23 protein-coding genes are annotated in these 26,945 nt (G+C 64.7%); 16 read left to right on the top strand and 7 right to left on the bottom strand.

The features are described 5' to 3' along the window. Positions 1-23 precede the first annotated feature (23 nt). Positions 24-1,700 (bottom strand): winged helix-turn-helix domain-containing protein, encoded by a 1,677-nt coding sequence (locus G6P99_RS04915; protein ID WP_029082978.1) that lies wholly within the window; start codon positions 1,698-1,700, stop codon positions 24-26. A 246-nt stretch (positions 1,701-1,946) separates the two neighbouring features. Between G6P99_RS04915 and G6P99_RS04910 the strand changes: the two genes are divergently transcribed. From G6P99_RS04910 to G6P99_RS04895, 4 genes are all read left to right on the top strand, one after another. Beyond that, on the top strand, positions 1,947-2,897 hold the full coding sequence (locus tag G6P99_RS04910) for a helix-turn-helix domain-containing protein (protein WP_029082979.1): 951 nt from the start codon (positions 1,947-1,949) through the stop codon (positions 2,895-2,897). 297 nt (positions 2,898-3,194) lie between these two features. Then, positions 3,195-3,524: a hypothetical protein gene (locus G6P99_RS04905; RefSeq protein ID WP_029082980.1), complete on the top strand. Its 330-nt coding sequence runs from the start codon at positions 3,195-3,197 to the stop codon at positions 3,522-3,524. A 250-nt stretch (positions 3,525-3,774) separates the two neighbouring features. After that, on the top strand, positions 3,775-5,001 hold the full coding sequence (locus G6P99_RS04900) for an MFS transporter (RefSeq protein ID WP_029082981.1): 1,227 nt from the start codon (positions 3,775-3,777) through the stop codon (positions 4,999-5,001). Between the two features lie 146 nt (positions 5,002-5,147). Next, the gene (locus G6P99_RS04895) at positions 5,148-6,320 is read left to right on the top strand and encodes an acyl-CoA dehydrogenase family protein (RefSeq protein WP_029082982.1); all 1,173 of its coding nucleotides are present in this window, start codon (positions 5,148-5,150) and stop codon (positions 6,318-6,320) included. Between the two features lie 677 nt (positions 6,321-6,997). Here the strand turns inward: G6P99_RS04895 and G6P99_RS04890 are convergent. Then, positions 6,998-7,306, bottom strand: a complete 309-nt coding sequence (locus tag G6P99_RS04890) for a hypothetical protein (RefSeq protein ID WP_165127472.1) — start codon at positions 7,304-7,306, stop codon at positions 6,998-7,000. Between the two features lie 658 nt (positions 7,307-7,964). On the opposite strand from G6P99_RS04890, the gene G6P99_RS04885 reads away from it, so the two are divergent. Next, positions 7,965-9,932, top strand: a complete 1,968-nt coding sequence (locus G6P99_RS04885) for a methyl-accepting chemotaxis protein (protein ID WP_165127470.1) — start codon at positions 7,965-7,967, stop codon at positions 9,930-9,932. Between the two features lie 204 nt (positions 9,933-10,136). On the opposite strand, the gene G6P99_RS04880 is transcribed toward G6P99_RS04885, so the two are convergent. Next, entirely contained in the window at positions 10,137-11,048 is a 912-nt protein-coding gene (locus G6P99_RS04880) for a sterol desaturase family protein (protein ID WP_029083101.1), read from the bottom strand. 112 nt (positions 11,049-11,160) lie between these two features. On the opposite strand from G6P99_RS04880, the gene G6P99_RS04875 reads away from it, so the two are divergent. The 3 genes from G6P99_RS04875 to G6P99_RS04865 are packed head-to-tail and all read left to right on the top strand — an operon-like array spanning position 11,161 to position 13,039. Beyond that, positions 11,161-11,766, top strand: a complete 606-nt coding sequence (locus tag G6P99_RS04875) for a TetR/AcrR family transcriptional regulator (RefSeq protein WP_029083102.1) — start codon at positions 11,161-11,163, stop codon at positions 11,764-11,766. Positions 11,767-11,777: 11 nt separating this feature from the next. Next, complete coding sequence (locus G6P99_RS04870; protein ID WP_165127468.1) at positions 11,778-12,557, top strand: sulfite exporter TauE/SafE family protein; 780 nt, start codon at positions 11,778-11,780, stop codon at positions 12,555-12,557. A gap of 35 nt (positions 12,558-12,592) precedes the next feature. After that, the gene (locus tag G6P99_RS04865; RefSeq protein WP_029083104.1) at positions 12,593-13,039 is read left to right on the top strand and encodes a DUF1801 domain-containing protein; all 447 of its coding nucleotides are present in this window, start codon (positions 12,593-12,595) and stop codon (positions 13,037-13,039) included. A 6-nt stretch (positions 13,040-13,045) separates the two neighbouring features. Here the strand turns inward: G6P99_RS04865 and G6P99_RS04860 are convergent, their stop codons facing one another. Both G6P99_RS04860 and G6P99_RS04855 read right to left on the bottom strand, forming a co-directional pair. Next, on the bottom strand, positions 13,046-15,262 hold the full coding sequence (locus G6P99_RS04860; RefSeq protein ID WP_414645534.1) for a putative bifunctional diguanylate cyclase/phosphodiesterase: 2,217 nt from the start codon (positions 15,260-15,262) through the stop codon (positions 13,046-13,048). Between the two features lie 324 nt (positions 15,263-15,586). Further along, positions 15,587-16,021 (bottom strand): L,D-transpeptidase, encoded by a 435-nt coding sequence (locus G6P99_RS04855; protein ID WP_246709458.1) that lies wholly within the window; start codon positions 16,019-16,021, stop codon positions 15,587-15,589. Between the two features lie 195 nt (positions 16,022-16,216). Here G6P99_RS04855 and mepA point away from each other — a divergent pair, with 195 nt between their 5' ends. The 6 genes from mepA to G6P99_RS04825 all read left to right on the top strand — a co-directional run bounded on the left by mepA (position 16,217) and on the right by G6P99_RS04825 (position 21,603). After that, the gene (mepA, locus tag G6P99_RS04850) at positions 16,217-17,164 is read left to right on the top strand and encodes a penicillin-insensitive murein endopeptidase (protein WP_029083106.1); all 948 of its coding nucleotides are present in this window, start codon (positions 16,217-16,219) and stop codon (positions 17,162-17,164) included. Between the two features lie 148 nt (positions 17,165-17,312). Then, on the top strand, positions 17,313-17,822 hold the full coding sequence (locus tag G6P99_RS04845; RefSeq protein WP_029083107.1) for a hypothetical protein: 510 nt from the start codon (positions 17,313-17,315) through the stop codon (positions 17,820-17,822). A 191-nt stretch (positions 17,823-18,013) separates the two neighbouring features. Beyond that, positions 18,014-18,799, top strand: a complete 786-nt coding sequence (gene modA, locus G6P99_RS04840; RefSeq protein ID WP_165127466.1) for a molybdate ABC transporter substrate-binding protein — start codon at positions 18,014-18,016, stop codon at positions 18,797-18,799. 2 nt (positions 18,800-18,801) lie between these two features. Then, on the top strand, positions 18,802-19,497 hold the full coding sequence (gene modB / locus G6P99_RS04835; protein ID WP_029083109.1) for a molybdate ABC transporter permease subunit: 696 nt from the start codon (positions 18,802-18,804) through the stop codon (positions 19,495-19,497). 2 nt (positions 19,498-19,499) lie between these two features. Continuing rightward, positions 19,500-20,171 (top strand): molybdenum ABC transporter ATP-binding protein, encoded by a 672-nt coding sequence (gene modC / locus G6P99_RS04830; protein WP_029083110.1) that lies wholly within the window; start codon positions 19,500-19,502, stop codon positions 20,169-20,171. Between the two features lie 193 nt (positions 20,172-20,364). Beyond that, the gene (locus G6P99_RS04825) at positions 20,365-21,603 is read left to right on the top strand and encodes a hypothetical protein (RefSeq protein ID WP_156928776.1); all 1,239 of its coding nucleotides are present in this window, start codon (positions 20,365-20,367) and stop codon (positions 21,601-21,603) included. A 3-nt stretch (positions 21,604-21,606) separates the two neighbouring features. Here G6P99_RS04825 and G6P99_RS04820 read toward each other — a convergent pair whose 3' ends face one another. Next, positions 21,607-23,400 (bottom strand): potassium/proton antiporter, encoded by a 1,794-nt coding sequence (locus G6P99_RS04820; protein WP_029083112.1) that lies wholly within the window; start codon positions 23,398-23,400, stop codon positions 21,607-21,609. Positions 23,401-23,723: 323 nt separating this feature from the next. Between G6P99_RS04820 and G6P99_RS04815 the strand changes: the two genes are divergently transcribed. Continuing rightward, on the top strand, positions 23,724-25,040 hold the full coding sequence (locus tag G6P99_RS04815) for a mechanosensitive ion channel family protein (RefSeq protein WP_029083113.1): 1,317 nt from the start codon (positions 23,724-23,726) through the stop codon (positions 25,038-25,040). A 270-nt stretch (positions 25,041-25,310) separates the two neighbouring features. After that, a complete protein-coding gene (gene map / locus G6P99_RS04810; protein ID WP_029083114.1) occupies positions 25,311-26,135 on the top strand; it encodes a type I methionyl aminopeptidase in 825 nt (274 codons plus the stop codon). Between the two features lie 21 nt (positions 26,136-26,156). Here the strand turns inward: map and G6P99_RS04805 are convergent, their stop codons facing one another. Continuing rightward, positions 26,157-26,876, bottom strand: a complete 720-nt coding sequence (locus tag G6P99_RS04805; protein WP_029083115.1) for a DNA-3-methyladenine glycosylase I — start codon at positions 26,874-26,876, stop codon at positions 26,157-26,159. Between the last annotated feature and the right edge of the window lie 69 nt (positions 26,877-26,945).

Here is a 26,945-nt window from a genome sequence, read left to right as displayed (position 1 = left end):
GGCGAGCATCTTGGCCGGGAGGGTTATTCGGGCAACCCTGCTTGCCGCAATCCTTCTTCATATCGCGCGACGTCCTCAGCACGTCGATAAGGGCCAAGCATATCTTTGAGATTGGAAAGGCGCAGCGTTGGGCTCAGTTCTCGCAGCCGAGCCACTGCCTTGTGTGCTTGTTCCGGCCGACCGGCCATTGCGTTGCTTGCGGCGGTGATACGTAATCCAGGTCGATAGTCCGGACTGCACTGCAATGCCATTGCAGCCCATGATGCCGCTTCGTCATAGCGGTCCAAAAAGAAATGTGCATACGCGGTCCCGGCTCGCATGCCCATCAGCCACGGATCAAGTGGGCTCAGGCGAATGGCACGTGCGAAGCGCTCGATCGCCGATTCCGGCTCGCCGAGCCAGAGCTTTACCCAGCCGCCGAAATTCCATGCCTCAGCCAAATTGGAATTAAGCGCGAGCGCGCGATCAACTAAGCCGGCACCTACCCCGAGATCCCCAACAACAAACGCTAACGCATTCCCGCCAGCGGAGAGCGCGATCGCGTCATCCTTGCCCAACTCAACTGCCCGTTGGGTGAGCTTCTTCACTTCGGCAATCGCGTTCGCTGTGTCCGGAATCCAGCCATTGATCCTGGCAATGAGGTAGCAAGAGGCTGCACGACCGTAGGCGGTGGCAAATTCCGGGTCGAACTCGATCGCGCGGTTGAACAGAAGCAATGCCTCGTCGTTCGCTTGCCGGTTGCCAAACTGATGAAGCCGGGCCAGACCGCGCAAATAGAGGGAATAGGCGTCGAGACTAGCGGTCGGCTTGCGTTTGGCCCGCTCGATCTCAGCTTTTTCCACCGCGGGCGCGATCGCCCCGACAACGCTCTCAGTCACCTGGTCCTGCAAATCGAAGATGTCGCCGAGTTCGCCATCAAACCGATCGGCCCAAATATGTGCTCCAGTAGCGGCATCGACGAGTTGTCCCGTAATGCGCACTCGGTTTGCCGCCTTGCGAACGCTCCCTTCCAACACGTAGCGCACCCCAAGCTCGCGCCCAACCTGCTTCACGTCGACGGCGCGCGCCTTGTAGGTGAAGCTGGAGTTTCGCGCGATGACAAATGGTGCCTTGAAACGGGACAGCGCCGTGATGATGTCCTCGGCCATTCCATCGGCAAAGTATTCCTGTTCGACATCGCCGGACATATTCTGGAACGGAAGCACCGCAATAGAAGGCCTGTCGGGCAGCGGAGGCGGACTCTCGGCCTCGGCTGCAAAAACTGGCGCAGCCTCTCGCGTTTCAGTCGGCGCACTGACCTCAAAGGCCCTGATTGGCTCCTGAATGTTCTTTGCATGTTGAACGCCAAGCTCCGTACCCGGGTCTGTGACCGAGGCTCGCGCGGGCATTTCTTCCTCGATGATCTTGCCAACAAACCGGAGGCCTCTGCGAGAAACCGTCCGGATCAGGCGTTGCTCCTTGCCGGTATCCCCGATTGCCTTGCGCACGGCATTGACGTGGCTGGTCAGCGTGGATTCGGACACGATCCGTCCTTCCCACACCGCCTTCAGAAGATCGTCCCTTGTCACGACCTGTTCCCGGTTCTGGACCAGGAAGAGCAGCAGATCGAACACCTTCGGTCCAATGGGGATGAGCTCGGAGCCTCGCTTGAGCTCGCGCCGGTTAGCATCGAGGCAATAATCTTCGAACAGAAACTGCACTTCTGATCCTTCTTGGACAAGAAGCCAAGGAAAACTCAATCGCAATTCAGGCCGACTGCAAGGTTTTTTCCGCTCGAAACAGTACACATTTTCTCACCCTTCGGGAACAAGCCCGGTTCGAGAAATGGTTGGCCCGCCCGGCACGCGACGCGCACTGAGCTTCACAATCAACGCAACAAATCTGGCCGCTCCGGATCACGGCTTTTCTCCCGCCCTGCATCGCCTCCCCAATGCGAGGATACGATCATGAACAAGCATATCCTGCGCGATTCCCAGGAGGACGCGTCAGTTGCGCCTGAGGCGTGCCAAGTTACTCCGGCCAATGCCGAGCGCCCTCACGCCGGTGCGGAAATGGCGCGGGTGCTCGGGACCACGGCATTTCGCATGGCTTTGGATACCTCCGGTGCCGCGATCGCCCACCGGAAATATAAACGAGTGCACGACGTCTGCGGGCCCAAGACCCACCACGTCATCATGGCTTACAACGGCTCGGTGCAGCGCATGGAACGGCGGTCGGGACGATCAGTTGCGACCGGAACGTTCCGTCCCGGGGCTGTGATAATCATTCCGAAAGGATCAAGCTCCCGATGGGACATTCCAAAACCTGTTGATGTCGTTGAGTTCTATCTTCCGCCCGCGACGCTCGAGCGCGTGGCCGAAGAAGCCGACACCGCCGGACCAATCAATCTCCTGGAGCGAACGGCGCACCCCGACCCCGTTACATCCCGATTGCTCTTGACCGTGGCAGATGTCCCGGAGGGCAATGAGGTTCTGGATACGCTGTTCAGGTGTCAACTGACAAGCCTTCTGGCCACGCGTCTCCTGGCTGCGCACACCGGCTCGCCAACCACGATCCAGCCGACCATGGGTGGTCTTTCGCCGAAGGTGCTCAGCCGCGCCATCGAACGCCTGCACCAGGATAGCGATGCGGACGTCTCTCTCGCCGCGCTCGCCTCGGATGCCGGTCTGTCGCGCTTCCATTTCTGCCGCGCTTTCAAGAAAAGCACCGGGCTGTCGCCGCATGCCTGGCTGCGTCAGCACCGGCTCGAGGAGGCCAAAAACATGCTACGCGACACCGACGCGTCGGTCATCTCGGTCGCAGTCGCGCTCGGCTATTCCTCCCAGACCGCGTTCGCCGCCGCCTTCAGAAAGCTGACCGGGGACACCCCGAGCAATTGGCGACGGCGTGCACGTTGACAGCATCGCAGATGCGAGAAGCAACATCATTCCGAAAAGCTCCGGATGCAAGCGGGCAAGAAGGTCCCACGACCGCTAAGGGTCATTTTCGACGGTTTCAGCGGAGATTGTCGGCTGGCTGATGTCCGCTTCTACCCCGTAAGCGTCCAACCGGGGCCTGCCCGGATGAGGCGAGCGATAGAACAAATCCTATCTGACGCCGGCGGTCGTCACGACCGCCGTTACGCGTCACCTTGGCGACAGGCTGACACCATGATTTGAATCGCCACGGCGCAGCGGCCCGACTAGACTCCGATCATGTTGCGCATCCTGTCTCTCTCGATCGTCATCCTCGCCTTGCTGCAGCCGGACCTGAGCGCGGCCGCTTCCTCGAAGAAGCGGCAGACCGCCCGCTGGCATGGCTACGGCTTCCTGCCCGGCTACCGGCAGCCGCCCAACGAAACTATTCCTGTGCTCGGTCCGCGCGGCGCGGCCCGCGGCTACCCGGACTATTCACCGCGCTACTGGTACGGCGACGACCTGTATTATTACGGCCGGCCCGGATTCTACCGCGGCCGCTACAATGGCGGCAGTTTTGGCCCGTGCTGGACCTGGACCCCGATCGGGCGGGCCTGGAATTGCGGGTAGAGCATGATCCGGAAAAGTGTGACGCGGTTTTCCGAAAAGATCATGCTCAAACAAGAAGCTAAAGCGCGATGATGATTCAACCCAACCTCATCGCGCTTTAGCCGCGGCGCTGCGACATCTTGCGCACGCAACTCACAATCCGCTGATCCCGGAATGAGAGGCATGTTGCCCGTCATATTGCCCCTGGACCTCAGATAGGCCACCATCCTCCCTGCGCGCACCACAAAAAACAACAGCGCCGGGGAAATGCATGAGCAAGGACGCTCGGTTCGATTATGGCTGGGTCGTCGTCGGCGCGGGCGCGCTGATGACTTGCGTCGGCTTCGGCACCATGCTGTCGCTCGCGGTGTTCCTGCAGCCGATCTCGGATGCGATGGGCTGGTCGCGCGCCGGCATATCGGCAGCAGCGACGCTGGATTTCCTCTGCATGGGCTTTGCGGCGTTCGCCTGGGGCGCGCTGTCCGACCGGTTCGGCACCCGCATCGTGGTGCTGGCGGGCAGCCTGCTGCTCGGCCTTGGCCTGGTGACGGCAAGCCAGGCGCAGACCCTGTGGCAATTCCAGCTGTGCTTCGGCGTCCTGATCGGGATCGCCGCCGGCAGCTTCTATGCGCCGATGATGGCGCTTGCTAGCGCCTGGATCGACAAGCATCGCAGCCTCGCCGTCGCCCTCGTATCGGCCGGCATGGGCGTCTCGCCGCTGACCGTCGCGCCATCGGCGAGCTGGCTGATCACGGCCTATGATTGGCGCTTTGCGATGCTCGTCATCGGCATCGTTGCATGGGCGCTGTTGATCCCGGCATCTTTCCTGGTGCGCCCCGCGCCTCAGGGATCGACCGTCGCGACTGGCGCAGCCGCGAACCCGCCACAAGCGGAATGGACCGTGGCGCAGGCGTTGCGCACGCCGCAATTCATCACGCTCGCATTGGCTCATTTCGCCTGCTGCGCGGCACATTCGGGCCCGATCTTCCACATGGTGTCCTATGCCATGGTGTGCGGCATCGCGCCGTTGACGGCGGTCACGGTGTACAGCCTCGCCGGCTTCTCCGGGCTCGGCGGACGGCTGCTGCTCGGTGTGCTCGCCGACCGGCTCAGCGCCAAGCCGGTGCTGGTCGGCGGCCTGCTGGTACAGGCGCTGTCGATCGCGACTTATCTGGCGGTGGCGCAGCTCGGCGAATTCTATGCGCTGTCGGTGGTGTTCGGCCTCGCCTATGGCGGCGTGATGCCGCTCTATGCCGTGCTGGTGCGCGAGTTCTTCGGCGCGCGGATCATGGGCACGGTGTTCGGCGCGGTGTCGGCCTTTGCAAGCCTCGGCATGGCGCTCGGACCATGGGCCGGCGGTTACGTGTTCGACACGTTCCACGGCTATACGTGGCTGCACGCCGGTTCCTTCGCGATCGGCCTCGCCGCGGTCGCAGTCGCGCTGAGCTTCTCCACCAAGCGCCAGCCGTCGCTCGACCTCGGCCGCGCCGCGGCCTGAGCGCGTCGGTCGATCGATCACGCACCGGCGCAGCGGATGGATAGCTGATCTGCGTCGGCGCCGTCCCGCCTTGCCCTCCTTTGCCGGATGGGTCACCATCGCTTAACCCGCCCAACAACAATGTCAGAAGGGGCCCGAGGAAACGCATGAACAAGCCGCAGGGGTTCGACCTTGTCGAGCGGGCACGCGCGCTGGCGCCGCTGATCATAGCTGAAGCCGACGAGATCGAACGGACGCGGCGGCTGACGCCTTCCGTCATCTCGGCACTGGTCGAGAACGGGCTGTATCGCGCGCTGCTGCCGAAGCGCTTCGGCGGCGCCGAGGCGACGCTGGAAGCGTTCATGCAGATGCAGGAAGAGATCGCCAAGGCGGATGCATCGACCGCCTGGTGCCTCGGCCAGTGCGGCGTCTGCGCCATGACCGCGGCCTATCTCGAGCCCGACGCCGCCAACGAGATCTTCAACACCGCGCCCGGGATTCTCGCCTGGGGCGCGATCGCCCATGAGGTCCGCGCCGAGCCCGGCGGCTACCGTGCCAATGCGCGCTGGGATTTTGCCTCGGGCTCGCGGCAGGCGAGCTGGCTCGGCGCCCATGTCCGCGTCGTCGAGGCCGACGGCTCGCCGCGCAAGAAGCCTGACGGCTCGCCGGAGATCCGCACCATCCTGTTTCCGATGTCGCAGGCTGTGATGTACGACGTCTGGGACGTGATCGGCCTGAAGGGTACCGGCACGGATTCCTATTCGGTCGAGAACCTCTTCATCCCGGACAAGTTCGCGGCTCTGCGCGACGATCCGGCCGCATGCCGCGAGGCGGGGCCGCTCTACAAGCTCACCACCAACATGGTGTTCAGCATGGGCTTTGCCGCGACCTCGCTCGGCGTCGCGCGCGCCATGCTGGATGCGGCAACCGAGCTTGCCCGCGGCAAGACCCCGCAGGGCCTAAAGGCAATGCGCGACAACAACGCCGTGCAGGGCCAGATCGGCCGCACCGAGGCGAGCCTGCGCGCCGCCCGCGCCTATCTGTATGCAACGGCCAACGACGTCTGGCGCGATCTCGCGCGCGGCGATCCCGTCAGCGAGGCACATCGGGTCGCGATCCGCATCGCCTCGACCTGGACCATCCACCAGTCGGCCGCCGTGGTCGACATCGCCTATCACATGTCGGGGGCAACGGCGGTCTTCGCGAAGAATCCGTTCGAGCGGCGGTTTCGCGACATGCACGCGATCGCGCAGCAGATCCAGGCCCGCGACACGCAATATGAGGATGCCGGCAAGGCGATCCTGGCGGGGAATCTCGGCGCCCCGCCGACGACGCGCTGAAACGCGATGACGTCAGATTGAACCAGGGCGCGCACTCATAAATCCGCCATGTCGGCTCTACCCCCTAAAACCTGATATCGCCGGGCGATCACGGGCATGTCGGGGCCAAGAGGCGAAATGGCATCGCATCAATAAATGAACGAGGCCGCCAACTGAGGCGGCCTTATTTGCAATTCTGTGTTCAAAATTGAACATCCGGAACTGCAAGATATGGCCATACTCTGATCATGGTCTCAAAAACGAAACCGCTTAGCCCGGAAGAGTTTGCTTCCTTGCTTATAGTCGGCAAGCCGTCTGGCGTAACCAGCCCTCCAGCAGTGATCCCGGCCGAACACAGCGCCCGGCTGATCGCAATGGGTTACATGGTCGAACTATCGGGCAGGCTGCGAATGACCACGCAGGGCCGAATGCAAATATATGCGGGACAACTCACCACCTAGGCAGCTCACAACGCCCCCAAGCCGAATAATGCTTGGTGGCGTTGCGCTAGCCCCGGATAGAGCAATCCTCCGGAGCTTGCCAAATCAGCACACGGCTTAGCTCTCGTCTGAGCAAAATTGCTCACTCTTCAATTTAGATGTGATGTTAGTCCTAGAGCGTCGAGCCGCGGGGTCTGGTGGGCGATGCTTTCGGGCAGTTGGGTCCGAGCACTGGCAGGCATTGAACGCGGTTTATTACTAGTTCGTCCGAAGATGGCGACCTTGATTGTAAACAAGCTCCCAAAGTTCGCTGGCGTTCCAAAGCTCACTCTTCCCTTCAGTGAGCGCTTTAGCCACTGCACTCGCGAAACCGTCGCCGGCTGGTGGCTCTCTCGAAATGATCCGATAGCGATCCAATGAGGGGCTCGTCGGCATCGCCATCGTAAGCCGCCGACAAATATTTGCAGCCACGGCGGCTGCATCGGCTGGAGGTATGCCCTTTTCGTCGCGCAAGGTTTGCGCGATTATTCGTTCTGCTTTGCCCGCGTCAATTCGAAGTTCTGTCATTTTTAGCCCCATTCTGAGGAAGCCACTCTGCTCTGGGAGCGCCGAACTCTCGGCCGTCTTTGACAAAAGACGATGCTTGTTAACTAAGCACGATTTGACAAAATACAATCGGTTCTTGGCCAGTCAGCGATACCGCGACGTCCGAACGAGGCGTTTACTGGTTCAACGGGCGCCACACGGACAAATGCGCGAGGTCTGAGATGGGTCATTCTCGACCGATTTCAACGTGGCTTCGCGATGTCCGCTTGTTCTCCGGAAGCGAACATCGGACCGCTGGCGTTTATGAGTACACGTCCCTAACGACCGCGAGGACGCTGCGCTCCCTCTCCCGTTTGCGGGAAGGGCTGGGGTGGGTATCACCCCGATTCCCATCGTGGAGAGAGCCCCCACCCGCCGCACTCCGGACGACGCTTCGCGTCGCTCGGCGCGCGTCGGCCTAAGAGCGAACTTCGCTCGTCTCGACCCCGCAAGCGGGAGAGGCGAAACGAGTCTGCGGTCCGACTGATTCAACTCAATCTCATCGCGCTTTGGCGGACAGTACGAAAGTAGCACCGGCGGCAATGGTCGCTGTACGAATACCGGCGGCAACAACACCCGGTTGTTAAGCTTTTTCTGAGACTTTGCGGACGGCGCTAATGCCTGGAGTTCCGCTGGTCCCATGTTCACGCTTCGCTCGATTGCCGCCCGCCTGATCCTGGCGATTTCGCTGACCGTTGCAGTCGCCTGCGCCATCCTCGGCGGCTTCTCCATCAGCCAGCAGCGCGCGTTGACGCGGCTCGCGCTCGATCAGCAGCTCAAGCTGCAATATGACAGCGTGATTGCAGCGATCGATTACGAGGGGCGCGCGGCACTGGCCGTGTCGGCTGTCATCGCCGCCTTGCCGCCGGTCGAAGACGCCATGGCCAAGGGCGACCGCGATGGCCTCGGCAAGCTGCTCAGCGCTCCTTGGGCGTCGATGAAGGCACAGGGCATCCCGCTGATCTCGTTCTGGCAGGCCCCGGCGACGAGCTTCTACCGGGTCCACGCGCCAAAACTGTTCGGCGACGACGCGTCCGCGCGACGCACGACGGTGGTGGAATCGATCAAGGCCGGGAAGCCGATCGTCGGCGTCGAGCCCGGCCGCGAAGCGCTTTCGATCTTCGGCATGACCCCGATCATGCACGACGGCAAGACGCTGGCCAATGTCGATGTCGGCGCCGCCTTCGGCAAGGAATTCGTCGACCGCGCCAAGAAGCGTTTCGGCATCGACCTCGCCGTGCATTCTTTCGACGGCCAGAGCTTCAGGCGGCTGTCCTCGACCTTCGGCGACACCGTGGTCGCGACCCAGGACGAGCTCAAGGGTGTGATGAGCGGTTCGGCGCTGCTGCGCGACGCGACACTCGACGGCCATGCCGTGGAGCTCTACCTCGGGCAGATCAAGAACTATGCCGGTGAGCCGGTCGCCGTGCTCGAGATCATCAAGGACACCAGCGACTATGAAGCCGCGGCGTCAAGCGCGCAGCGCAATCTGATCCTCGGCACGGTCGCGATCCTCGCCGCAGCGGTGTTGCTCGCGTTCCTGCTCGGCCGCGGCCTGTCCCGGCCGCTCACCGCGATCACCGCGGTGATGAACCGCCTGTCGAGCGGCGACACCAGCGTCACGATTCCCGGCAGCGAGCGCCGCGACGAGCTCGGCACGATGGCCAAGGCGGTCGACGTGTTTCGCCGCGGCATGATCGAGACCTCTTCGCTGCGCGATGCGCAGGAGGCCGACAAGGTGAAGGCTGCGGTCGACAAGCAAGCGCTGCAGCGGCAGATGGCCGACCGTTTCGAATCCGACGTCAAGGGCATGGTCGCCGCCGTCGCGCGGTCGTCGAGCGACATGCAGCGCGTCGCCAACGAGATCACGACCAGCGTCAACGGCGCCTCCGAACGCACCTCGGCGGCAGCCGCCGCGTCCGAGGAGGCATCGGCCAGCGTCAATGCGGTCGCAGCCGCCACCGAAGAGCTGGCGTCCTCGATCACCGAGATCGGCCGCCAGGTCACCCATTCCAGCCATGTCGCCGACAATGCCGTCGCCAAGGCCAGGGAGACCACCGAGATGGTGACGAGCCTGGCCGCATCCGCCGAGAAGATCGGCGACGTGCTGCGGCTGATCAGCGCGATCGCCAGCCAGACCAATCTGCTGGCGCTCAACGCCACCATCGAGGCGGCGCGCGCCGGCGAGGCCGGCCGCGGCTTTGCCGTGGTCGCCGCCGAGGTGAAGGGATTGGCGAGCCAGACCGCGAAGGCGACCGAGGAAATTGCCGGCCAGGTTGGCGCGATCCAGTCAGCCACCGGCAATTGCGTCAGCGCAATCGGCGACATCAGCGGCACCATCCGCGAGATCTCGGGGATCGCGACCGCCATCGCGGCTGCCGTCGAGCAGCAGGACTCGGCGACGCGGGAGATCGCCCGCAGCGTGCAGCAGGCCTCCGCCGGGACCGTCGAGGTCTCCGCCAATATCGCCGGCGCGAGCGAGGCCGCCGGCCAATCCCGCGCCCTCACCGGCAATGTGCTGGATACCTCAGGCCAGCTCGGCGATCACGCGTCCGCGCTGTCGCACAGCGTCGACACCTTCCTCGCCGGACTGCGCAACGCCGCCTAGAGCATGACAAGACTAGGTTGATCTGGAGCGCCAGCGGAAGTCCACCTCTCCCTTGGGAGAGGTCGGCGCGTAGCGCCGGGTGAGGGATTACGGTCTCTCGTTGGAGCCGCGCCCCCTCACCCGATTTGCTGCGCAAATCGACCTCTCCCCAATGGGGAGAGGTAAACCCGGTCCGCAAACCCGACCTGCGGCGCAGTGTTCGAGTCATGGCCAGGGCAGCACAGGCGGCGGCGCCGATCGCTCCGCCTTGTCGTCCGGCCCTGACCCGTTCAGCCCCCAACTGCCCATGAACGGCATTTTGAGCAGCCCGCGCAGTGACTGCTTCTCTGGATCATCGAAACCGTCGAGGCCGTAACGCAGCTCCGCGAAGCGCGGACCGCGATTGTAGGTGCCGCCGAGCCGGTCCCAGATCGAGAGCAAATTCGAATAATTGCTGTCGGTCTCCGGCTGGTGACGGGAATGATGCATCTTGTGCATGTTCGGCGTCACGAAGACGAGCCGCAACCAGCGATCGAGCCGCTCGGGCAGACGGATATTGGCATGCTCGAACTGCGCGTTCAGCGCCGACAGCGTCAGATAGGTGACCAACACCCAGGCCGGCGTTCCGAACACGATCACGCCGGCGATGTGCCAGCCGATCCGCCACAGCGTTTCGCCGGGATGCTCGCGGAAGGCCGTGGTGACATCGACGAAGCGGTCGGCATGGTGCATGCGGTGGAAGCGCCACATCCAGCCGAGCTTGTGCATCGAGACGTGGGCGAAATAGGCAAACAGGTCGAGTCCGATAATGCCGAGCAGCAGCTGGCTCGGCGGTGACAGGCCGAGCCACCAGGACAGGCCGAATTTCGCATCCCACGTCCATTGCGCAGCCAGCGGCGACAGCGGGCTGAGCAGCAGGTTGACGCCGACGAAGATCACGGTGATGGCGACGTTGCGGCCGATGTTACGCATCCGCTCGCCGCGGCCATAGCTGAACAGTGGAAACGCGGCCTCGAACAGCAGCACGATCGCGAAGCTCGCGAGCAGAAACGCAATGCGCGCACCGGTCGACGGCAGCTCGACATTGGCCATCTCGCCTGCACCCGGATGCCACAGCAGCTTTGCAAAACCGATCATACCGATCGCTCCTCTCTTTACAAAACGAATATTCGTTCTTTATAGTGAGCTGAGATGTTCGTCAAGCCGGCCCGGCGGTCGTGGCCGCATTCGCGACTGACAAGGACCGACAATGCCGAAGGTGAAACCCGAAACCCTGGCGATCCGCCGCGAGGAGATCCTGCAGGCCGCAGAAATCTGCTTTGCCCGCCAGGGATTTCACCAGACCACGATCCAGGACGTGATCAAGCAGTCCGGGCTCAGCGCCGGCTGCATCTACGGGCATTTCGCCGGCAAGGAGGAGCTGATCCAGGCGATCGGGGAAAGCCGCCATGGTCGCGACAGCGCCCTGCTCGCGCTCAAGGGCCCGTCGGACGACGTGCTGCAGAGCCTGCGATCGATCGCCCGCGCCTTTCTCGGTGACCTGCAAAAGGAAGAGGGACTGCGCGCCCGCCGCGTCGCCTTGCAGCTCTGGGCGGAAGCGCTGCGCGACGACGTCGTCCGCGACCAGGTGACCAGCGGAATCCGCCAGCCGATCGCCATGATCGTGGAGCTGCTGCGTCGCGGCCAGAAAAGCGGCGCGATCGACCGCAGCGTGCAGCCGCGCGGCGCAGCGCGGGCGATGGTCGCGATGTTCCAGGGCATCGTGCTGCAACGGCTGTGGGGCGAAACCGTCTCGACATCGGAGGCGATGCAGGCCTTCGACATCTTCCTCGCGGGCCTTGCCGCCAGGCGCTGACGGAGCACGCGGTGAACATCCACGACCTCATTGCCGGCATCGTCACGGGCCTCGCCGGCGGATTGACCGCAGGCCTGCTCGGCGTCAGCCCCGGCGGCGGCCTGGTGGTGTTCTCTGTGCTGCTGCTCGGCGCCGGCCAGCACGTCGCGCAGGGCATCTCGCTGGTCGCGCAGGTGCCGCCGACCAGCCTGACCGGGATCAGGCGCTATTGGCAAAGCGGCAACCGCACACCGCTGCGCTGGATCGCTCTCTTGACTGTTGGTTTCGTTGGCGGCGGCGCTGCCGGCGCGCTTGCAGCGAACCATGTCGCCGAGCCCGCGCTGCGCTGGACCTATGTGGCCTATCTCGTCGCGCTTGACGCGATGCTGATCCTGCGCGGCGGCCGCGACAAGCCGGAGCATGACGGCCACGCCACGCGCGACCTATCGTGGCCGGCGCTGCTCATTGTTGGCCTGCTGGCCGGCCTGTCGTCCGGCTTTCTCGGCATCGGCGGCGGACTGGCGACCGTGGTCGGATTGAGCGCCGTGTTCGGGGTGCCGCAGCATCAGGCGCAGATGGTGAGCCTCGTGATGTCGCTGATCCCGACCACGATCCCGTCGGCCTGGATCTATTGGAGCGAGGGCTCGCTCGCGTCATGGCCGGTGCTGGCGGGCGTCATCGTCGGCCTGCTCGCCGGCACCGATCTCGGCGCCCGCGCCGCCAACCGCATCAACCGCGCGACGTTGCGCATCGCCATGATCTTCTTCGTGTCGCTGATGGCGGTCTATATGACCTTCAAGGCGCTGTGGTAGATAGAAGCGATACGTCCTCCTTAGCGGAGCCCGCCATGCGCAAGCCGGCAAGATCGACGAGCAAAGCGGCACGACGTCCGCAAGCGAAATCGACAGACGCGCTGTTCGACGCCTACCCTGCCCCCGTCAAGGCCAGGCTGCTGGCGCTGCGGCGCCTGATCTTCGAGACCGCGAAGGCGACCAGGGGCGTCGGCGCCCTGGAAGAGACGCTGAAATGGGGTCAGCCGAGCTACCTGACGCCGGAGACCGGCAGCGGCAGCACGATCCGGATCGATCAGGTGAAGCCGGCCGCCGGCCAGGTCGCGGTCTACTTCCATTGCCAGACCAATCTGGTCGAGACCTTCCGCGAACTCTATCCCGAGCTCAGCTACAGCGGCAATCGCGCGATCCTGCTCGATGTCGCCGGCAAGCTTCCGGAGCCCGCGTTGCGCCATTGTGTTGCGCTGGCGCTGACCTATCATTTGAACAAGAAAGCGACTTAGGCTTCGCTACGCCGCCGTCGCGACGCGCTGCGCCTTCAGCAGGCTGATGACCTCGGTGTTCGGCCGGGCGCGGCTGAACAGAAAACCCTGGCCCTCGTGGCAGCCTTCGGCGCGCAGGCAGCTCAGCTCCGCTTCGGTCTCGACGCCCTCGGCGGTGATGGTGACGCCGAGCCCCATGCCGAGGCTGACGATCGAACGCACGATCGCCTGCGCGTCCGGGTTCGCGCCGAGGTCGCGCACGAACGACTGGTCGATCTTGATCTTGTCGAACGGGAAGCTGCGCAGATAGCTGAGGCTCGAATAGCCGGTGCCGAAATCGTCCATCGACATCCGCACCCCGAGCGCGCGCAGCGCATGCAGCGTCGCGAGCACCTGACTGCTCTTCTCGAGCAGCAGCGTCTCGGTGATCTCGAGCTCGAGCCGCCGCGCCGGCAGGCCGGATTGCCGCAACGCATCGGTGATCAGCGCCAGCAGATTGCCGGTGCGGAACTGCAGCGGCGACAGATTGACCGCGACGCGCACGTCATCGGGCCATTGCGCCGCATCCATGCAGGCGCGATGCAGCATCAGCGAGCCCAATGGGTTGATCAGGCCGGTCTCCTCGGCCACCGGAATGAACTCGCCGGGCGAGATCATGCCGCGTTCCGGATGCGGCCAGCGTACCAGGGCCTCGAAGCCGGTGATGCGCCCACTCGCGAGATCGACCAGCGGCTGGTAATAGGGCCGCAGGCCTTCGTTCTGGATCGCATCGCGCAGATCGATCTCGATCTTGCGGCGGCTCTGCGCGCGCGCATCCACCTCGGCCTCGAAGAACGAGAAGGTGCCGCGGAATTCGCTCTTGGCGCGCGACAATGCCATGTCGGCGCTCTTCAACAGCTTTTCGGAATCCTCGCCATCGCCGGGCGACATCGCGATCCCGATGCTGGCGCCGATCACCACCGAATGTCCCTCGAGCAGATAGGGCTCTCCGATCGCATCCAGGATCCGCCGTGCCAGCAGCACCGCGTCCTCAGGCCGCATCACGCCGCCTTCCACGATGGTGAATTCATCGGAGTTGAGACGCGCCAGCGCATCTTCCTCGCGCAGCGTCGAGCGCAGGCGCTTGGCGACCCCGCGCAACAGCTTGTCGCCGATGCCGTGGCCGAGCGTCTCGTTGACCGCCTTGAAATTGTCGAGCCCGAGGATCAGCACCGCAACCTTGTCGGTCGAGCGGCGGGTGTGCTGCAGCATCTCGTCCATCTGCTGACGCAGCAGGTTGCGGTTGGGCAGGCCGGTCAGGCTGTCGTGCTGGGCCATGAAGGCGAGCCGCGCCTCGGCGCGCTTGCGCTCGGTGATGTCCATCAGCGCGAGCAGCATCGCCGGCTGGTCACCATGCATCAGCTGGCGCGAATAGATCGCAAGGTCGATCAGCGTGCCGTCCGCGCGCACATGCTTCCAGGTCCGCGCCGCCTGCTCGTCGCTGCTGCGGCCGGCGGCCCATGGCAGTTCGGTATCGAACGCCTGCAGGCTCCTGATCGTCATTCGCTCGAATTCGGCACGGACGTAACCGTAATGCGCGATCGCGGCGTCGTTGACGGCGAGGATCCGTTCGCCGTCGAGCGCACACAGGATCATCGGCACCGGATTGCCGTCGAACAGCAGGCGGAACGACGCTTCGCGCTGCTTCAGTTCGGTGATGTCGACGCGCAGACCGACGATGCCGCCATCCGAGGTCAGTCGCTCCTCGATCAACACCACGCGGCCGTCGGCCAGCACCTGCTCGTGCCGTTCGCCCGGCTGGTACATCTTCTTGACCCGTTCGGCGATCCACTCTTCCTCGCGGCCTTTGGCCTCGGGATAATCGCCGCGCGCGACGCCGATGCGGATGGTGTCTTCCAGGCGCGCACCGTACTCGAACAGATCGGAGCTGCGCTGGTAGATTTCCGAGTATTTCTTGTTCCAGAGCGTGTAGCGGCCCTCGGGGTCCAGGAACACGATGCCCTGCGGCAGGATGTCGATCGCCTCGCGCAATCGCGCGTTCGACTTGCGTGCCTCTGCGATCGCTGCCTCAGCCTGCGCGCGCTGGCGCACCAGCTCGCCGATCTCGACGGCAGGGCGGCGCCAGCTGCCCGATACTTTCGGCACCGCCTGGGGCCGACGCCCCCGGGAGCGGGCCAGTTTGGCCTGGTTTGGTTTCTTGATCTTCTTCGGCCGCATCATCGGTATCGCACGCCCCACGCGCATTCCAGCTCGGCGATATTTCTGCAATAAGTCTCTGAAAAATTGGTATCTCCTGGCGAAGCGCTGCGCTGTATGAGATATCAGGGCATGCCTGCTTTGCAGGCGAGTTCACGCCACGCGCGAGTTGCCGGCGGTGTGCAAGCGACGAACAGCGCAGATTTGCAGCGTGGAAGCGCCGAAGCGTGGTGAAGGAAGCGTAAATCAGCGCGCGAATGCCTAATGAATGCGCCGAATGCGCTGCAAGCGCATCAATGTTTACCAGCATGTGACAGGGTTATCGCAGGGTTAAGCCGCTGCGCGCCTATGCCCGTCCGCGTGCCATGCCGGCTAGTTGGTGATCTCGATCCGCGTGCCGCCGCGGCCGTTGCGCTCGACCAGCCCATAGAGCTGTGCTGCGTGCGAGGGATGCAGGCGCACGCAACCATGCGAGGCCGGCCCGCCGAGACGCGTGAGCTCGTAGGTGCCATGGATGGCAAAGCCGCCATGGAAGAGGATCGAGTACGGCATCGGCGAGTTGTAATACTTCCGCGAGTACCAGCGGCGCGCCAACATCTGCGGACGGAAGGCTCCGCTCGGCGTGCCATAGCCGCGGCGGCCGGTCGACACCGGCCAGTTGTAGCGCGTCGCGCCGTCGACGCTGACCGCCATGCGCTGGGACGATTTGTCGATGTGAACGACGATGTCGGCCCGCGCCGGAGACAATGCCAATGTCGACGCGGCAGTCGCGGCGGCAAACGCCAGCCGTACGCATACGCTTGTCATAATGACGCCTACCCTGAAATTATTGCAGGCATGATGTCGCCTGCAACGTGTGCTTGTAAAGTGGCGTGGCTCATATGCGCGCCAGCAAGCCGCGGGTAATCTTAATCCGTCTTGTGGGCGATCAAGCAAATGGGATGAATGCGCGGTCCGCCTTGTTCGAATTCATGCTAGCCTTGCGCAGACAGAGTGATCCGAATGACCCCCCGCCTTCATCTGATCCCGCTCCTGATCTCAATCCTCGTCGCCTGCACCATATCCGCGCGGGCGCAGGACAAGGGCTCGCTCACTCCGCAGCCGTTGCCGCCGCTCGCTAACCCTAACGATCCAAAGATCGGGGCGAAGGAGCTGTTCGCACGCAAGGTGCTGCCCGCGGCGATGCCGACGCGGTCGATCGGCGGCTACACCAAGGGCTGCCTTGCCGGCGCGGCGCAGATGCCGCTCAATGGCGACACCTGGCAGGTGATGCGCTTGTCGCGCAACCGCTACTGGGGTCACCCCGACATGATCGCGCTGTTGAAGCGGCTCGCGGCCGGCGCGCACAAGGACGCCGGCTGGCCCGGCATCCTGGTCGGCGATATCGGCCAGCCGCGCGGCGGCCCTGCGCTCACCGGCCACGCCAGCCACCAGGTCGGGCTCGACGCCGATATCTGGCTGACACCGATGCCGGATCGCAAATTGTCGCGCGAGGACCGCGAGGAGATGTCGGCGGTGATGATGGTGCGCGACGACCGGCTCGACATCGATCCGCGCGTGTTCACGCCGGGTCATGCGCTCGTCATCCGCGATGCGGCGCGGGAGCCGGCGGTGCAGCGCATCTTCGTCAATCCCGCGATCAAGAAGGCGCTGTGCCGCGACGCCAAGGCCGACCGCAGCTGGCTGTCGAAGGTCCGGCCGTGGTGGGGCCACGACTACCATTTCCACATCCGCATGCGATGCCCGTCCGGCAGCCCCGAATGCGAGGGACAGAAGCCGCAGTCGGAAGGCGAAGGCTGCAAGCCATCCGATCTCGCTTACTGGTTCAAGGATTCGGTGTTGCATCCAAAGCCGCCGCCGAAGCCGCCGAAACCGCGCCCGCCGATGACGCTGGCGCAGCTGCCGGCGGACTGCAAGGCGGTGCTGAACGCGCCCGACGCCAAACAGTAGCATCCAAGCCAATAACATCTTCGTCAGGCGGCTATGCCGGTCGGCTCGAACTGCGTTATGATCTGATGTCGTCGCGCCGTAAGCGCGGTCGAGCGATGGATCGGGGCCGCTGATCTGTTTCATCCATCATCATTGTATTGGACCAGACATGCGCAAATCGCTCCTCGCCGCATCGCTCCTGCTGATCTCGGCTCCCGCTTTCGCAGCGGAGGAGCCGAGCGGCTGCGACAAGTTCAAATGGTCGATCGACCGCGCACGCGCCGCGCTCACCGCGCCGGATCGCGCCAAGCTCACCTCGGGCAGCGAGCAGACGGCACTGCCATCAACCGCCATCACGCTGGCGCTGGTCACGCCCGGCGACGCCAAATTGCCGAGCCCGCCGGAGCGCGCGCCGAAGGACGGCACCTTCGCCGGCTTCACCAGCTTCAAGGCCGCGCCGAAGGCCGGGCTCTATACCGTCAGCCTCTCAGCCGGCGCCTGGGTCGACCTGGTGCAGGACGGGCATTTCCTGAAGCCGAAAGCATTCAGCGGGGCAACCGATTGCGACGGTATCCGCAAGACCATGAAATACGACCTCGCCGCCAGCCCCTTCGTGCTGCAGGTCAGCGGCTCAAAAGAGAACTCGCTGTCGATCGCGATCCAGCCGTCGGATGAATAGGACGCCCGGTTAGACAAACGGTCGCCTTTACCGTAAGTCCCAGCCTGCTATGTTTGCAGTGCGATATCCCCCGGGACCGTAAGTCCTTCGGGGACCAGCGGAACAGCGCGTCCGCCTGTCGCGCCCAGACCCCAACCAACGCCTGATTTGCGCGTGGCCGTTCGCGCGCGAGCTCGCACGGAGCGCTTTCCATGTCACGATTTGCCGGACTTTTCATTGCCTTCGTCATCCTGCTCGGCGCGATCCATCCGCCCGCGAGCGCTCAGGACAAGACGCTCACCGTCTTTGCCGCGGCCTCAATGAAGAACGCGCTCGACGACATCAATGCGGCCTACACCGCCAAGACCGGCGTCAAGATCAGCGCCAGCTACGCCGCAAGCTCGGCATTGGCAAAACAGATCGAGCAGGGCGCGCCGGCCGACGTGTTCGTCTCCGCCGACACCGACTGGATGGACTACGCGATCAAGCAGAAGAACATCAATGAGCAGACCCGGGTCAACCTGCTCGGCAACTCGATCGTGCTGATCGCGCCGAAGGATTCCAAGATCGACAACGTCAACATCGGACCTGGGTTCGATCTCGCCAAGCTCGCCGGCGACGGCAAGATCGCCACCGGCGACGTCAAGGCGGTGCCGGTCGGCAAATACGCCAAGGCCGCGCTCGAGAAGCTCGGCGCCTGGCAGGCGGCGGAGCCGAAATTCGCGATGGCCGACAGCGTACGCGCGGCACTGACGCTGGTGGCGCGCGGCGAAGCTGTGCTCGGCATCGTCTACTCGACCGACGCCAAGGTCGAGCCCGGCGTCAAGATCGTCGGCACCTTCCCGGCCGACAGCCATCCGGCCATCATCTATCCGGTCGCGGCGACCACGACCGCGAAGCCGGAGACGGCCGAGTATCTCGCCTTCCTGCGTTCGTCGGCGGCGAAGACGATCCTCGAGAAGTATGGCTTCAAGTTCCTGATCAGCCCGACGACCTGAGCGTGTTCGAGATCTCGCCGACCGAATGGACGGCGATCCTGCTGTCGCTGCGGGTCGCTGTCATCGCAACGCTGGTGGCAACCCCGTTCGGGATCGCGCTCGCCTGGCTGTTGGCGCGGCGCGACTTCTGGGGCAAGTCGCTGCTCGATGCCGCCGTGCATCTGCCGCTGGTGCTGCCGCCCGTCGTCACGGGCTATCTCCTGCTGCTGACCTTCGGCAAGCGCGGCCTGGTCGGCGGCTGGCTGGCCGATCACCTCGGCATCGTGTTCGCGTTCCGCTGGACCGGCGCGGCGCTGGCCTGCGGCGTGATGTCGTTTCCGCTGCTGGTGCGGCCGATCCGTCTCTCGATCGAGGCGGTCGATCGCCGTCTCGAGCAGGCCGCCGAGACGCTCGGCGCCGCACCGTGGCGGGTGTTCGCGACGGTGACGCTGCCGCTCGCGCTGCCGGGCGTACTGGCCGGCATGGTGCTCGGCTTTGCCAAGGCGATCGGCGAGTTCGGCGCCACCATCACCTTCGTCTCAAACATTCCCGGCGAGACCCAGACCATTTCGTCGGCGATCTATTCGCTGATCCAGACGCCTGATGGCGACACCGCTGCAGCCCGGCTCGTCATCATCTCGGTCGTGCTCGCGGTCGGCGCGCTGGTCGCAGCCGAAGTGTTCGCGCGCCGCGCCACCGCGCGCCTGCACGGGCAATAGCGATGCTGCGCGTCGACATCACCAAGCAGCTCGGCGAGTTTACGCTTGCCGCATCGTTCACCAGCGAGGGCCGCGTTACCGGGCTGTTCGGCGCGTCCGGCTCCGGCAAGACCTCGCTGATCAACACGATCGCGGGACTGGTGCGCCCTGACCGCGGCACGATCGTGATCGATGGCGAGACGGTCGACGACACCACCGCCGGCATCCACGTCCCGACCTGGCGCCGCCGCATCGGCTACGTCTTCCAGGACGCACGGCTGTTTCCGCATCTCGATATCAGGCAGAACCTCGACTACGGCCGCCGCATGAACGGCCTCGCCGAGGATCCCGCGCAACACAAGCGCGTCGTCGACCTGCTCGACATCGGCGCCCTGCTCGACCGCCGCCCCGGAAAGCTGTCCGGCGGCGAGCGCCAGCGCGTCGCGCTCGGCCGCGCGCTGTTGTCGAAGCCGCGGCTGTTGCTGCTGGACGAGCCGCTTGGCGCGCTCGACGAAAGCCGCAAGCTCGAGATCCTGCCCTATCTGGTGCGGCTGCGGGACGAGGCCGGCGTCCCCATGGTCTATGTCAGCCACGACGCGGCCGAGCTGCGCCAGCTCGCCACCCAGATCGTGATGCTGCGCCGCGGCCAGGTGACCGCGTTCGGCGGTGTCAAGGTGCTGACATCAGGCGCCTAGAGCTCCGGTTCTGATTGAAGCAGAACCGAAGCTCTGGATTCTTGTTTTGACGCGTTTTCTTCACGCGAACCGGTGTCCACTTCGCTCGAAAACGCTCTAGCTGGCCGTTTTTCCGAAAGTCGGCATAAGATAGCCAATCTTGTCTGCTAGGCCCGCATCGGGACATCCGATCGGGCATGGGGAAGGGCACATTGTGCGACTGACAGGCTGGGTATTGCTGCTGATCGGCGCGGTGCTGTGCGCCACGATTTCGTGGGCCGCGCTCGGCTTTCTGCTGATGGGCGTCGGCCTGATCGCGCTGCAGGTCGCCGAACGCCGCCGAAGCCCGGCAGATGATGCCGCGCCGGCAGCCGCCGCGGGATTTACCCCTCCGCGGCTCAGTGCCGGGCTGCGGCCGCCGACCCTCGACCCGGTCACCGGCCAGGACGCCGGACCTCAGCGTCAGCCACGCCGGGTGGCTTGGCCCGACAAGAACGGCGCGCCCTACGACCGGGAGGCGTGGCGACGGCTGGTCGAGAGCGATCCTGATCTGGCCCAGATCGCGCATGTGCTCGCCGATTACGGCCCGCAATATGTCGACGAGCTGGCGGCCAGCTATCTCGCCGCACCCGACAAGAGCCGCCTCGGGGCGATCGTCGACGGCATCATCGCGCGCGCCCGCAGCGGTCAGCCGGTCCCGCCGGCCCCACCGCTCGAGGCATCGCGGCCACCGCCGGTGGTCGAGGTATCGCGGCCGCCGCCGGTGCCGGTGCCGCCACGGCAGGAGCCGAAGGTGGTGGTCGCCCCTGTCGCCAAGCCAGCGGCGCCGCCGACACCGCCGAGCAATCCCGCCGATGCGCTGGAATCGTCCCTGCTCGCCACGGTCGAGGAGGCTTCCGCGAGGCTCGCCGCCGAACGCGCGGGTCTCTTCAAGCCCGGCAGGGAGCCCAGCAAGGCAACCGAGAACCGGCCGCCGACGGCGAACCAGCGGGAACCGCTGTTCGGTCGCGCGCCCCGGGACACGAAGCCCGCCGCGCCGCCGCCGGTGCCGATGACGGCTGAGACTCCCGCCGATCTCGAAGCATCATTGATCGCCGCCGTCAGCCAGGCCGCCGCCAGGCGGGCGGATCCCCCCAAGCCTCCACCGATACCGGCGCCGATCGCGGCGAAGCCCGAACCGGAGACCCGAATCGTCGCGCCCAACCAGCCGAAGCCCGCTCCGCCGGCGCCGCTGCCACCTCCGCCCGCCATCATACCGCTCGCGAAGCGACCAGCCGGAAAGACAGCAGCGGACGATCTCGATGAGACACTGCTCGCGGCGCTGGCCGAGATTTCCGGCCAGAAGTTCAAGGACGAGCCCAACCCGGACTCGCCCGGCCCGCCGGCCGACGACGGCCTGTCCGAGATGATCAAGAAGTTCGCGCCGGATTCGCAGTTCCTGCGCAAGCAGTAGCGCTCAGACCCCCGCCACCGACGCCCAGATATCGGCGAGCTTGCGCCGCACGGTCTGCATCCGCGTCTGCGGCGCGACCTCCTCCTCTTCCTCCGGCAGCCGCAGGCCGACGACATTGACGCGGCCGCCGCTGATGCTGCGCGCCACCAGCACGATCTCGTCGAGCGCAAGCTCGGCGCCTTCCTTCGGCGCGCGGTCGAGATTGATGTCGAAATAATCCGCCAGCGTCAGCTTGGCCTGGTGCTCATCGACCTTGACGCCGTAGATCTCGGCGAGCTCGCCCAGCGTATGCTCGCCCGAGACCATGAAGTCGCCGAGCAGATGCGGATCGGGCGTGCTCGATGGCGCCATGTCGACGAAGAAGCGGTCGAGCGCCTCGGCGCGCTCCGGCGGCGCCAGCAGATAGATGTAGTCGCCAGGCGCGACCGGATCGGCCTCGACAGGCGTCAGGATCCGTTCGTCGCGGATCACCAAGGTCGGCTTCGACCAGGACGGAATCAGCCCGCGGCGGAAATACAGGCTCTTCGGCCGCACCGGATAGCCGACCAGCTGCTGCTCGAGCTGGCCGGGCAGGTCGAGCTCGACGCGACGCGGGCCGCGTTCGGCGCGCGGCAGCGCGACATGCAGCCGCCGTGCCGCCGGTCCCAGCGTCCAGCCCTGCAGCAACAGCGAGATGATGACGACGACGAAGGCGACGTCGAAGTACAGATAGGCCTTCGACAGGCCGACCAGCATCGGGATCGAGGCGAGGAAGATCGCGACCGCGCCGCGCAGCCCGGTCCAAGCGATGAAGATCTTTTCCCGCCAGTTGAACTTGAACGGCGCAAGGCAGATCAGCACCGCCAGCGGCCGCGCCACCAGCATCAGCGCGAACGCCACCAGCACCGCGCCGCCGGCGCTGGAGAGCAGGCGATGCGGCGAGACCAGGAGGCCGAGCAGCACGAACATCACGATCTGCGCCAGCCAGGTCGCGGCGTCGAGGAATGTCACCACCGAATTATGCGCGCGGGTCGGCCGGTTGCCGATGATGATACCGGCGAGATAGACCGCGAGAAATCCCGAGGCATGCACGATCTGCGAGCCGCCGAAGATCACCAGTGCCGCTGTGGTAACGAACGGCGCATGCAGGCCCTGCGGCAGCGCCACATAGTTCAACGCCAGCACCACCAGCCGGCCGCCGATCACCCCGATGATGGCGCCGAGCACCGCTTCCTGGACGAACTCCATCGCGATGTGCGAGGCGGAGCTCTGGCCGATCGAGATGAACTCGACCAGCATCAAAGTGAGGAAGATCGCGAACGGATCGTTGGTACCGGACTCCGCCTCCAGCGTCGCGCCGACGCGCGGCCGCAGGCGCAGGCCCTGGGTGTGCACCAGCAGGAACACCGCCGCGGCGTCGGTCGAGGCCACCACGGCGCCCACCAACAGCGACTCGGTCCAGTTGAGGTCGAGCACATAGCGGGCGACCGGCGCCGTGATCAGCGCGGTCAGCAGCACGCCGGCGGTCGCCAGCACCATCGACGGCACCAGCACGGTGCGGATGCTGGCAAACCGCGTCTTCAAGCCGCCGTCGAACAGGATCAGCGCCAGCGCCACCGAGCCGACCAGATAGGTGGTGCGGACGTCGTCGAACTGCAGCCTGCCGGGGCCGGAATCGCCCGCCAGCATGCCGACCAGCAAGAACACCAGCAGCAAGGGGGCGCCGAACCGCAACGCCAGCAGGCTCGAAAGGATGCCGGCCATCACCAGCACCGCGCCGAGCAGGATCGCTATACTGACGGAGTCGAGGGATGCCATGCGCCTTCGGGGGTCTCAAATACTTGCAATTGCATCCTTATCGTCGACACACCGGGACGCCAAACGATTTCTGCCATAGGCGGCAATGTGCCCGGTCCCGCTGCCCCGAGATCCTTTTCCGTTCCGACAAAATCGGAACGGGGCTCTCGATTCTTGTTCTGATGCGTTTTCTTCACGCGAACCGGTGACCACTTCGCTCGAAAACGCTCTAATGCGCCTCGACACTGTGGTGTATCGATGGTCGCGCGCGCGCCGTTGTGGGAATCTCCCAACACCTTCGAATCACATTTGCCTGACCCGCACTGCAAGTTGAGAATTTGCCGATGGACATGAGCTGGAAGGACGTCCTGGAATCGATCCAAATGGCCGCGCGCTCGGTCGGCGCCGAGGTCGCCTCGCCCTGGTTCTATCTGCAGTTCGGCATCATCCTCGCCGCCGCGGGCCTCGCCTACGCGGCCGATACCGCCATTCACTCACGGGTCGAGTTGTCGTCGCTGGCGAGCCGGTGGCCGCTGCCGCTCCGGCACTTTGCCCGCGTGATGGTGACGAGCGCCTCGACCGCCGTGTTCGCGGTGCTGATGGTGATCTCGCGCATCGTGATGTGGCACGCCACATGGCCGAGCCGCAGCTACCTGATCGCGGTCTCCGCCAAGCTGGCGCTGGCCTGGCTCGTGATCCGCCTCGTAACCTCGGTGATCGACAACGCCTTCATCGTCAAGACGGTGTCGATCGCAGCCTGGGTGGTTGCGGCGCTCAGCATCGTCGGCCAGCTCGATTGGGCGGCCGACACGCTGGATTCGTTCGCCGTCGTCATGGGCGGTCTGCGGCTGTCGCCGCTGCTGCTGATCAAGGCCGGCGCGGTGCTGATCCTAGCGTTGTGGCTGAGCAATATCGCCAGCAATTTCATCGACGGCCAGATCACCCGCTCGACCGATCTGACCCCGTCGATCCAGGTGTTGTTGGTCAAGATCATTCGCATCGGCCTAATGGTGGTCGCGGTCGCCATTGCCTTGAGTGCCGTCGGGATCAACTTGTCGGCTCTGGCGGTGCTTTCCGGCGCCGTCGGCGTCGGCATCGGTTTCGGCCTCCAAAAGATTGTCGCCAACTTCATCTCGGGGATCATTCTGCTGGTCGACAAATCGGTGAAGCCGGGCGACCTCGTCACCATCGGCGACAGCCAGGGCCGCATCAGCGCGATGAAAACCCGCTACATCTCGGTCGCCGCCGGCGACGGCCGCGAGTTCCTGATCCCGAACGAGGATTTGGTGACGCAGAAGGTCACCAACTGGACCTATACCGACAAGAATACGCTGGTGAAGATCGCCTTCGCCGCCAATTACGACGCCGATCCGAGACTGGTCTGCAAGCTCGCGATCGAGACCGCCGCGGCCCACGCCCGCGCGCTCAAGGGCAAGCCGCCGAACTGCATCCTGACCGAATTCGCCGAGCTCGGCATGAAGTTCTCTCTGACCTTCTGGATCGCCGATCCCGACGGCATGGACAATGTGAAGAGCGACGTCATGCTGGCACTGTGGGACGCCTTCAAGCAGCAGGGCATCAGGGTGCCCTATCCGGTGCGGGAACTCCGGATCCGCGGCGGCGCGCTGCCGGTCGAGAGCGTGGTCGAGGTCTCCAGCTAGAGCGTTTTCGAGCGAAATGGATACCGGTTCGCGTAAAGAAAACGCGTCAAAACAAGAATCTAGAGCTCCGTTCCGATTCCATCGGAACGGAAAGGGCTCTAGCGTTTGCGCACAGTTTTTTCGGAGGACCGGCTGCCGCTGTTCCGGATTGGGCCGCAAAATCAAGCTGTTTGGGAATTGTCCCCATGCCTAACCTTGGCTTGCACCGGGCGCGCCGATCATTAAATTAGAGCCTGAAATCAGCCCCTTGCCTGCAGAAACAGCCCGCCCATGAGCTATATCGACGCCACCGACACCTCGCTTCGCAAGACCGGCCAGATCAAGCTGCACGGGCAGAGCGGCTTTGCCGGCATGCGCAAGGCCGGTGCGTTGGTGTCGAAATGCCTCGATGCGCTGACCGACCTCGTCAAGCCAGGCGTCCCGACCTCCGATATCGACGACTTCGTCCGCAAGTTCGCCTTCGACCACGGTGCCTATCCGGCGACGCTGATGTATCGCGGCTATCGCTACTCGACCTGCACCTCGATCAATCACGTGGTCTGCCACGGCATGCCGGGCGATCGTCCGCTAAAGGAAGGCGACATCGTCAATGTCGACGTCACCTTCATCGTCGACGGCTGGTACGGCGATTCCAGCCGGATGTATGCGATCGGCGCCATCGCGCGGAAGGCCGAGCGGCTGATCGAGGTGACCTATGAGGCGATGATGCGCGGCATCGCGGCGGTGAAGCCCGGCGCCACTACCGGCGATATCGGTCACGCCATCCAGAGCTATGTCGAACCGCAAGGCATGAGCGTGGTGCGCGACTTCTGCGGCCATGGCCTCGGCCGCCTGTTCCACGACGAGCCGAACATCATCCATATCGGCCGCCCCGGCGAGGGCGTGCCGTTGAGGCCCGGCATGTTCTTCACCATCGAGCCGATGATCAATCTCGGCAAGCCGCATGTGAAGATCCTGTCCGACGGCTGGACCGCGGTGACCCGCGACCGTTCGCTGTCGGCGCAGTTCGAGCACTCGGTCGGCGTCACCGCCGACGGCGTCGAGATCTTCACGCTGTCCGAGCGCCATGGCGAGAAGCCCTGGGTTCAGGTGTAACCGGGGCCATCCTCGACAAGGTCAATAATCGCTTCGCGTCCGCTCGACGATCTCCTCGGGCGTGTGGTTCTCGCCGATCGACATCGCGCAGATCCGCGACAAATGCAGATAGGACAACCCGGTCTCCTCCGCCCAGGCGTTGAACTGCGCCTGCACCTTGGCGAGATCGCGCTTCGACTTGACCTCCTCGGCAATATCGAGGCCGGCATCGCGCAGGCAGGCGACGACGTCGCGCGAGGTGACGAAGCCGTCCCAGCCGAGAAAGCGCAGCAGCATCTGCCCGGTGTTGCCGCCGAGCCGGCTGCCGCGCTTGGTCAGCAGATCAAGCAACCCGACCTCATCCGACGACGGCCATGCCGCGAGGAATTTGCCGAAGCTGCCGTGCTCGCGCGCGATCTCCTGCACGAAGCGGCCATTGTCGCGCACTGACATGATCTTGGCGCCGTTGCGCACGATCCTCGTGTCGCTGGTCAGCTTCTCCCAGAATTCATCTGATTTGAAGGCGAGCTTGGCGGGCTCAAAGCCGAGGAACGCCTGCTCGAAACCCTCCCACTTGGCGTCGATCACGCTCCAGGCAAAGCCTGCGCAGAACACGCGCCTGGTCATCTCGGCCAGCACGCGGTCGTCGCCGAGCTTTGCCAGCACCTTGGCGCCCGCCGGCGGCCGCAGCAATTTCTCCAGTGCCTTCGGCCCGCCCTTGCGCTTCTCGGCGCGCGCGCGGATCACCTTGAATGACGTCACGCCGTCCTCCCCCTTTTCGATCTCGAACCGTTGCAGCGAACGGTAATTCGCCCGTCGCATCGTGGCAAA

Source organism: Bradyrhizobium sp. 6(2017), assembly GCF_011058295.2.
Lineage (GTDB): Bacteria > Pseudomonadota > Alphaproteobacteria > Rhizobiales > Xanthobacteraceae > Bradyrhizobium > Bradyrhizobium septentrionale.
The sequence above is the reverse complement of the archived record's forward strand: the minus strand, read 5'-3'. Positions and strand labels throughout refer to the sequence as shown.

Bases quoted from the DNA above. Each gene is read 5' to 3' on its own strand.
- modC (WP_029083110.1), top strand. From the start codon at position 19,500: ATGCTGCGCGTCGACATCACCAAGCAGCTCGGCGAGTTTACGCTTGCC.
- G6P99_RS04820 (WP_029083112.1), bottom strand. From the start codon at position 23,400: ATGGCATCCCTCGACTCCGTCAGTATAGCGATCCTGCTCGGCGCGGTG.
- G6P99_RS04875 (WP_029083102.1), top strand. From the start codon at position 11,161: ATGCCGAAGGTGAAACCCGAAACCCTGGCGATCCGCCGCGAGGAGATC.
- G6P99_RS04895 (WP_029082982.1), top strand. From the start codon at position 5,148: ATGAACAAGCCGCAGGGGTTCGACCTTGTCGAGCGGGCACGCGCGCTG.
- G6P99_RS04890 (WP_165127472.1), bottom strand. From the start codon at position 7,306: ATGACAGAACTTCGAATTGACGCGGGCAAAGCAGAACGAATAATCGCG.
- G6P99_RS04900 (WP_029082981.1), top strand. From the start codon at position 3,775: ATGAGCAAGGACGCTCGGTTCGATTATGGCTGGGTCGTCGTCGGCGCG.
- map (WP_029083114.1), top strand. From the start codon at position 25,311: ATGAGCTATATCGACGCCACCGACACCTCGCTTCGCAAGACCGGCCAG.
- mepA (WP_029083106.1), top strand. From the start codon at position 16,217: ATGACCCCCCGCCTTCATCTGATCCCGCTCCTGATCTCAATCCTCGTC.
- G6P99_RS04865 (WP_029083104.1), top strand. From the start codon at position 12,593: ATGCGCAAGCCGGCAAGATCGACGAGCAAAGCGGCACGACGTCCGCAA.
- G6P99_RS04815 (WP_029083113.1), top strand. From the start codon at position 23,724: ATGGACATGAGCTGGAAGGACGTCCTGGAATCGATCCAAATGGCCGCG.
- G6P99_RS04845 (WP_029083107.1), top strand. From the start codon at position 17,313: ATGCGCAAATCGCTCCTCGCCGCATCGCTCCTGCTGATCTCGGCTCCC.
- G6P99_RS04885 (WP_165127470.1), top strand. From the start codon at position 7,965: ATGTTCACGCTTCGCTCGATTGCCGCCCGCCTGATCCTGGCGATTTCG.
- G6P99_RS04905 (WP_029082980.1), top strand. From the start codon at position 3,195: ATGTTGCGCATCCTGTCTCTCTCGATCGTCATCCTCGCCTTGCTGCAG.
- G6P99_RS04860 (WP_414645534.1), bottom strand. From the start codon at position 15,262: ATGCGCGTGGGGCGTGCGATACCGATGATGCGGCCGAAGAAGATCAAG.
- G6P99_RS04855 (WP_246709458.1), bottom strand. From the start codon at position 16,021: ATGACAAGCGTATGCGTACGGCTGGCGTTTGCCGCCGCGACTGCCGCG.
- G6P99_RS04910 (WP_029082979.1), top strand. From the start codon at position 1,947: ATGAACAAGCATATCCTGCGCGATTCCCAGGAGGACGCGTCAGTTGCG.
- modA (WP_165127466.1), top strand. From the start codon at position 18,014: ATGTCACGATTTGCCGGACTTTTCATTGCCTTCGTCATCCTGCTCGGC.
- G6P99_RS04880 (WP_029083101.1), bottom strand. From the start codon at position 11,048: ATGATCGGTTTTGCAAAGCTGCTGTGGCATCCGGGTGCAGGCGAGATG.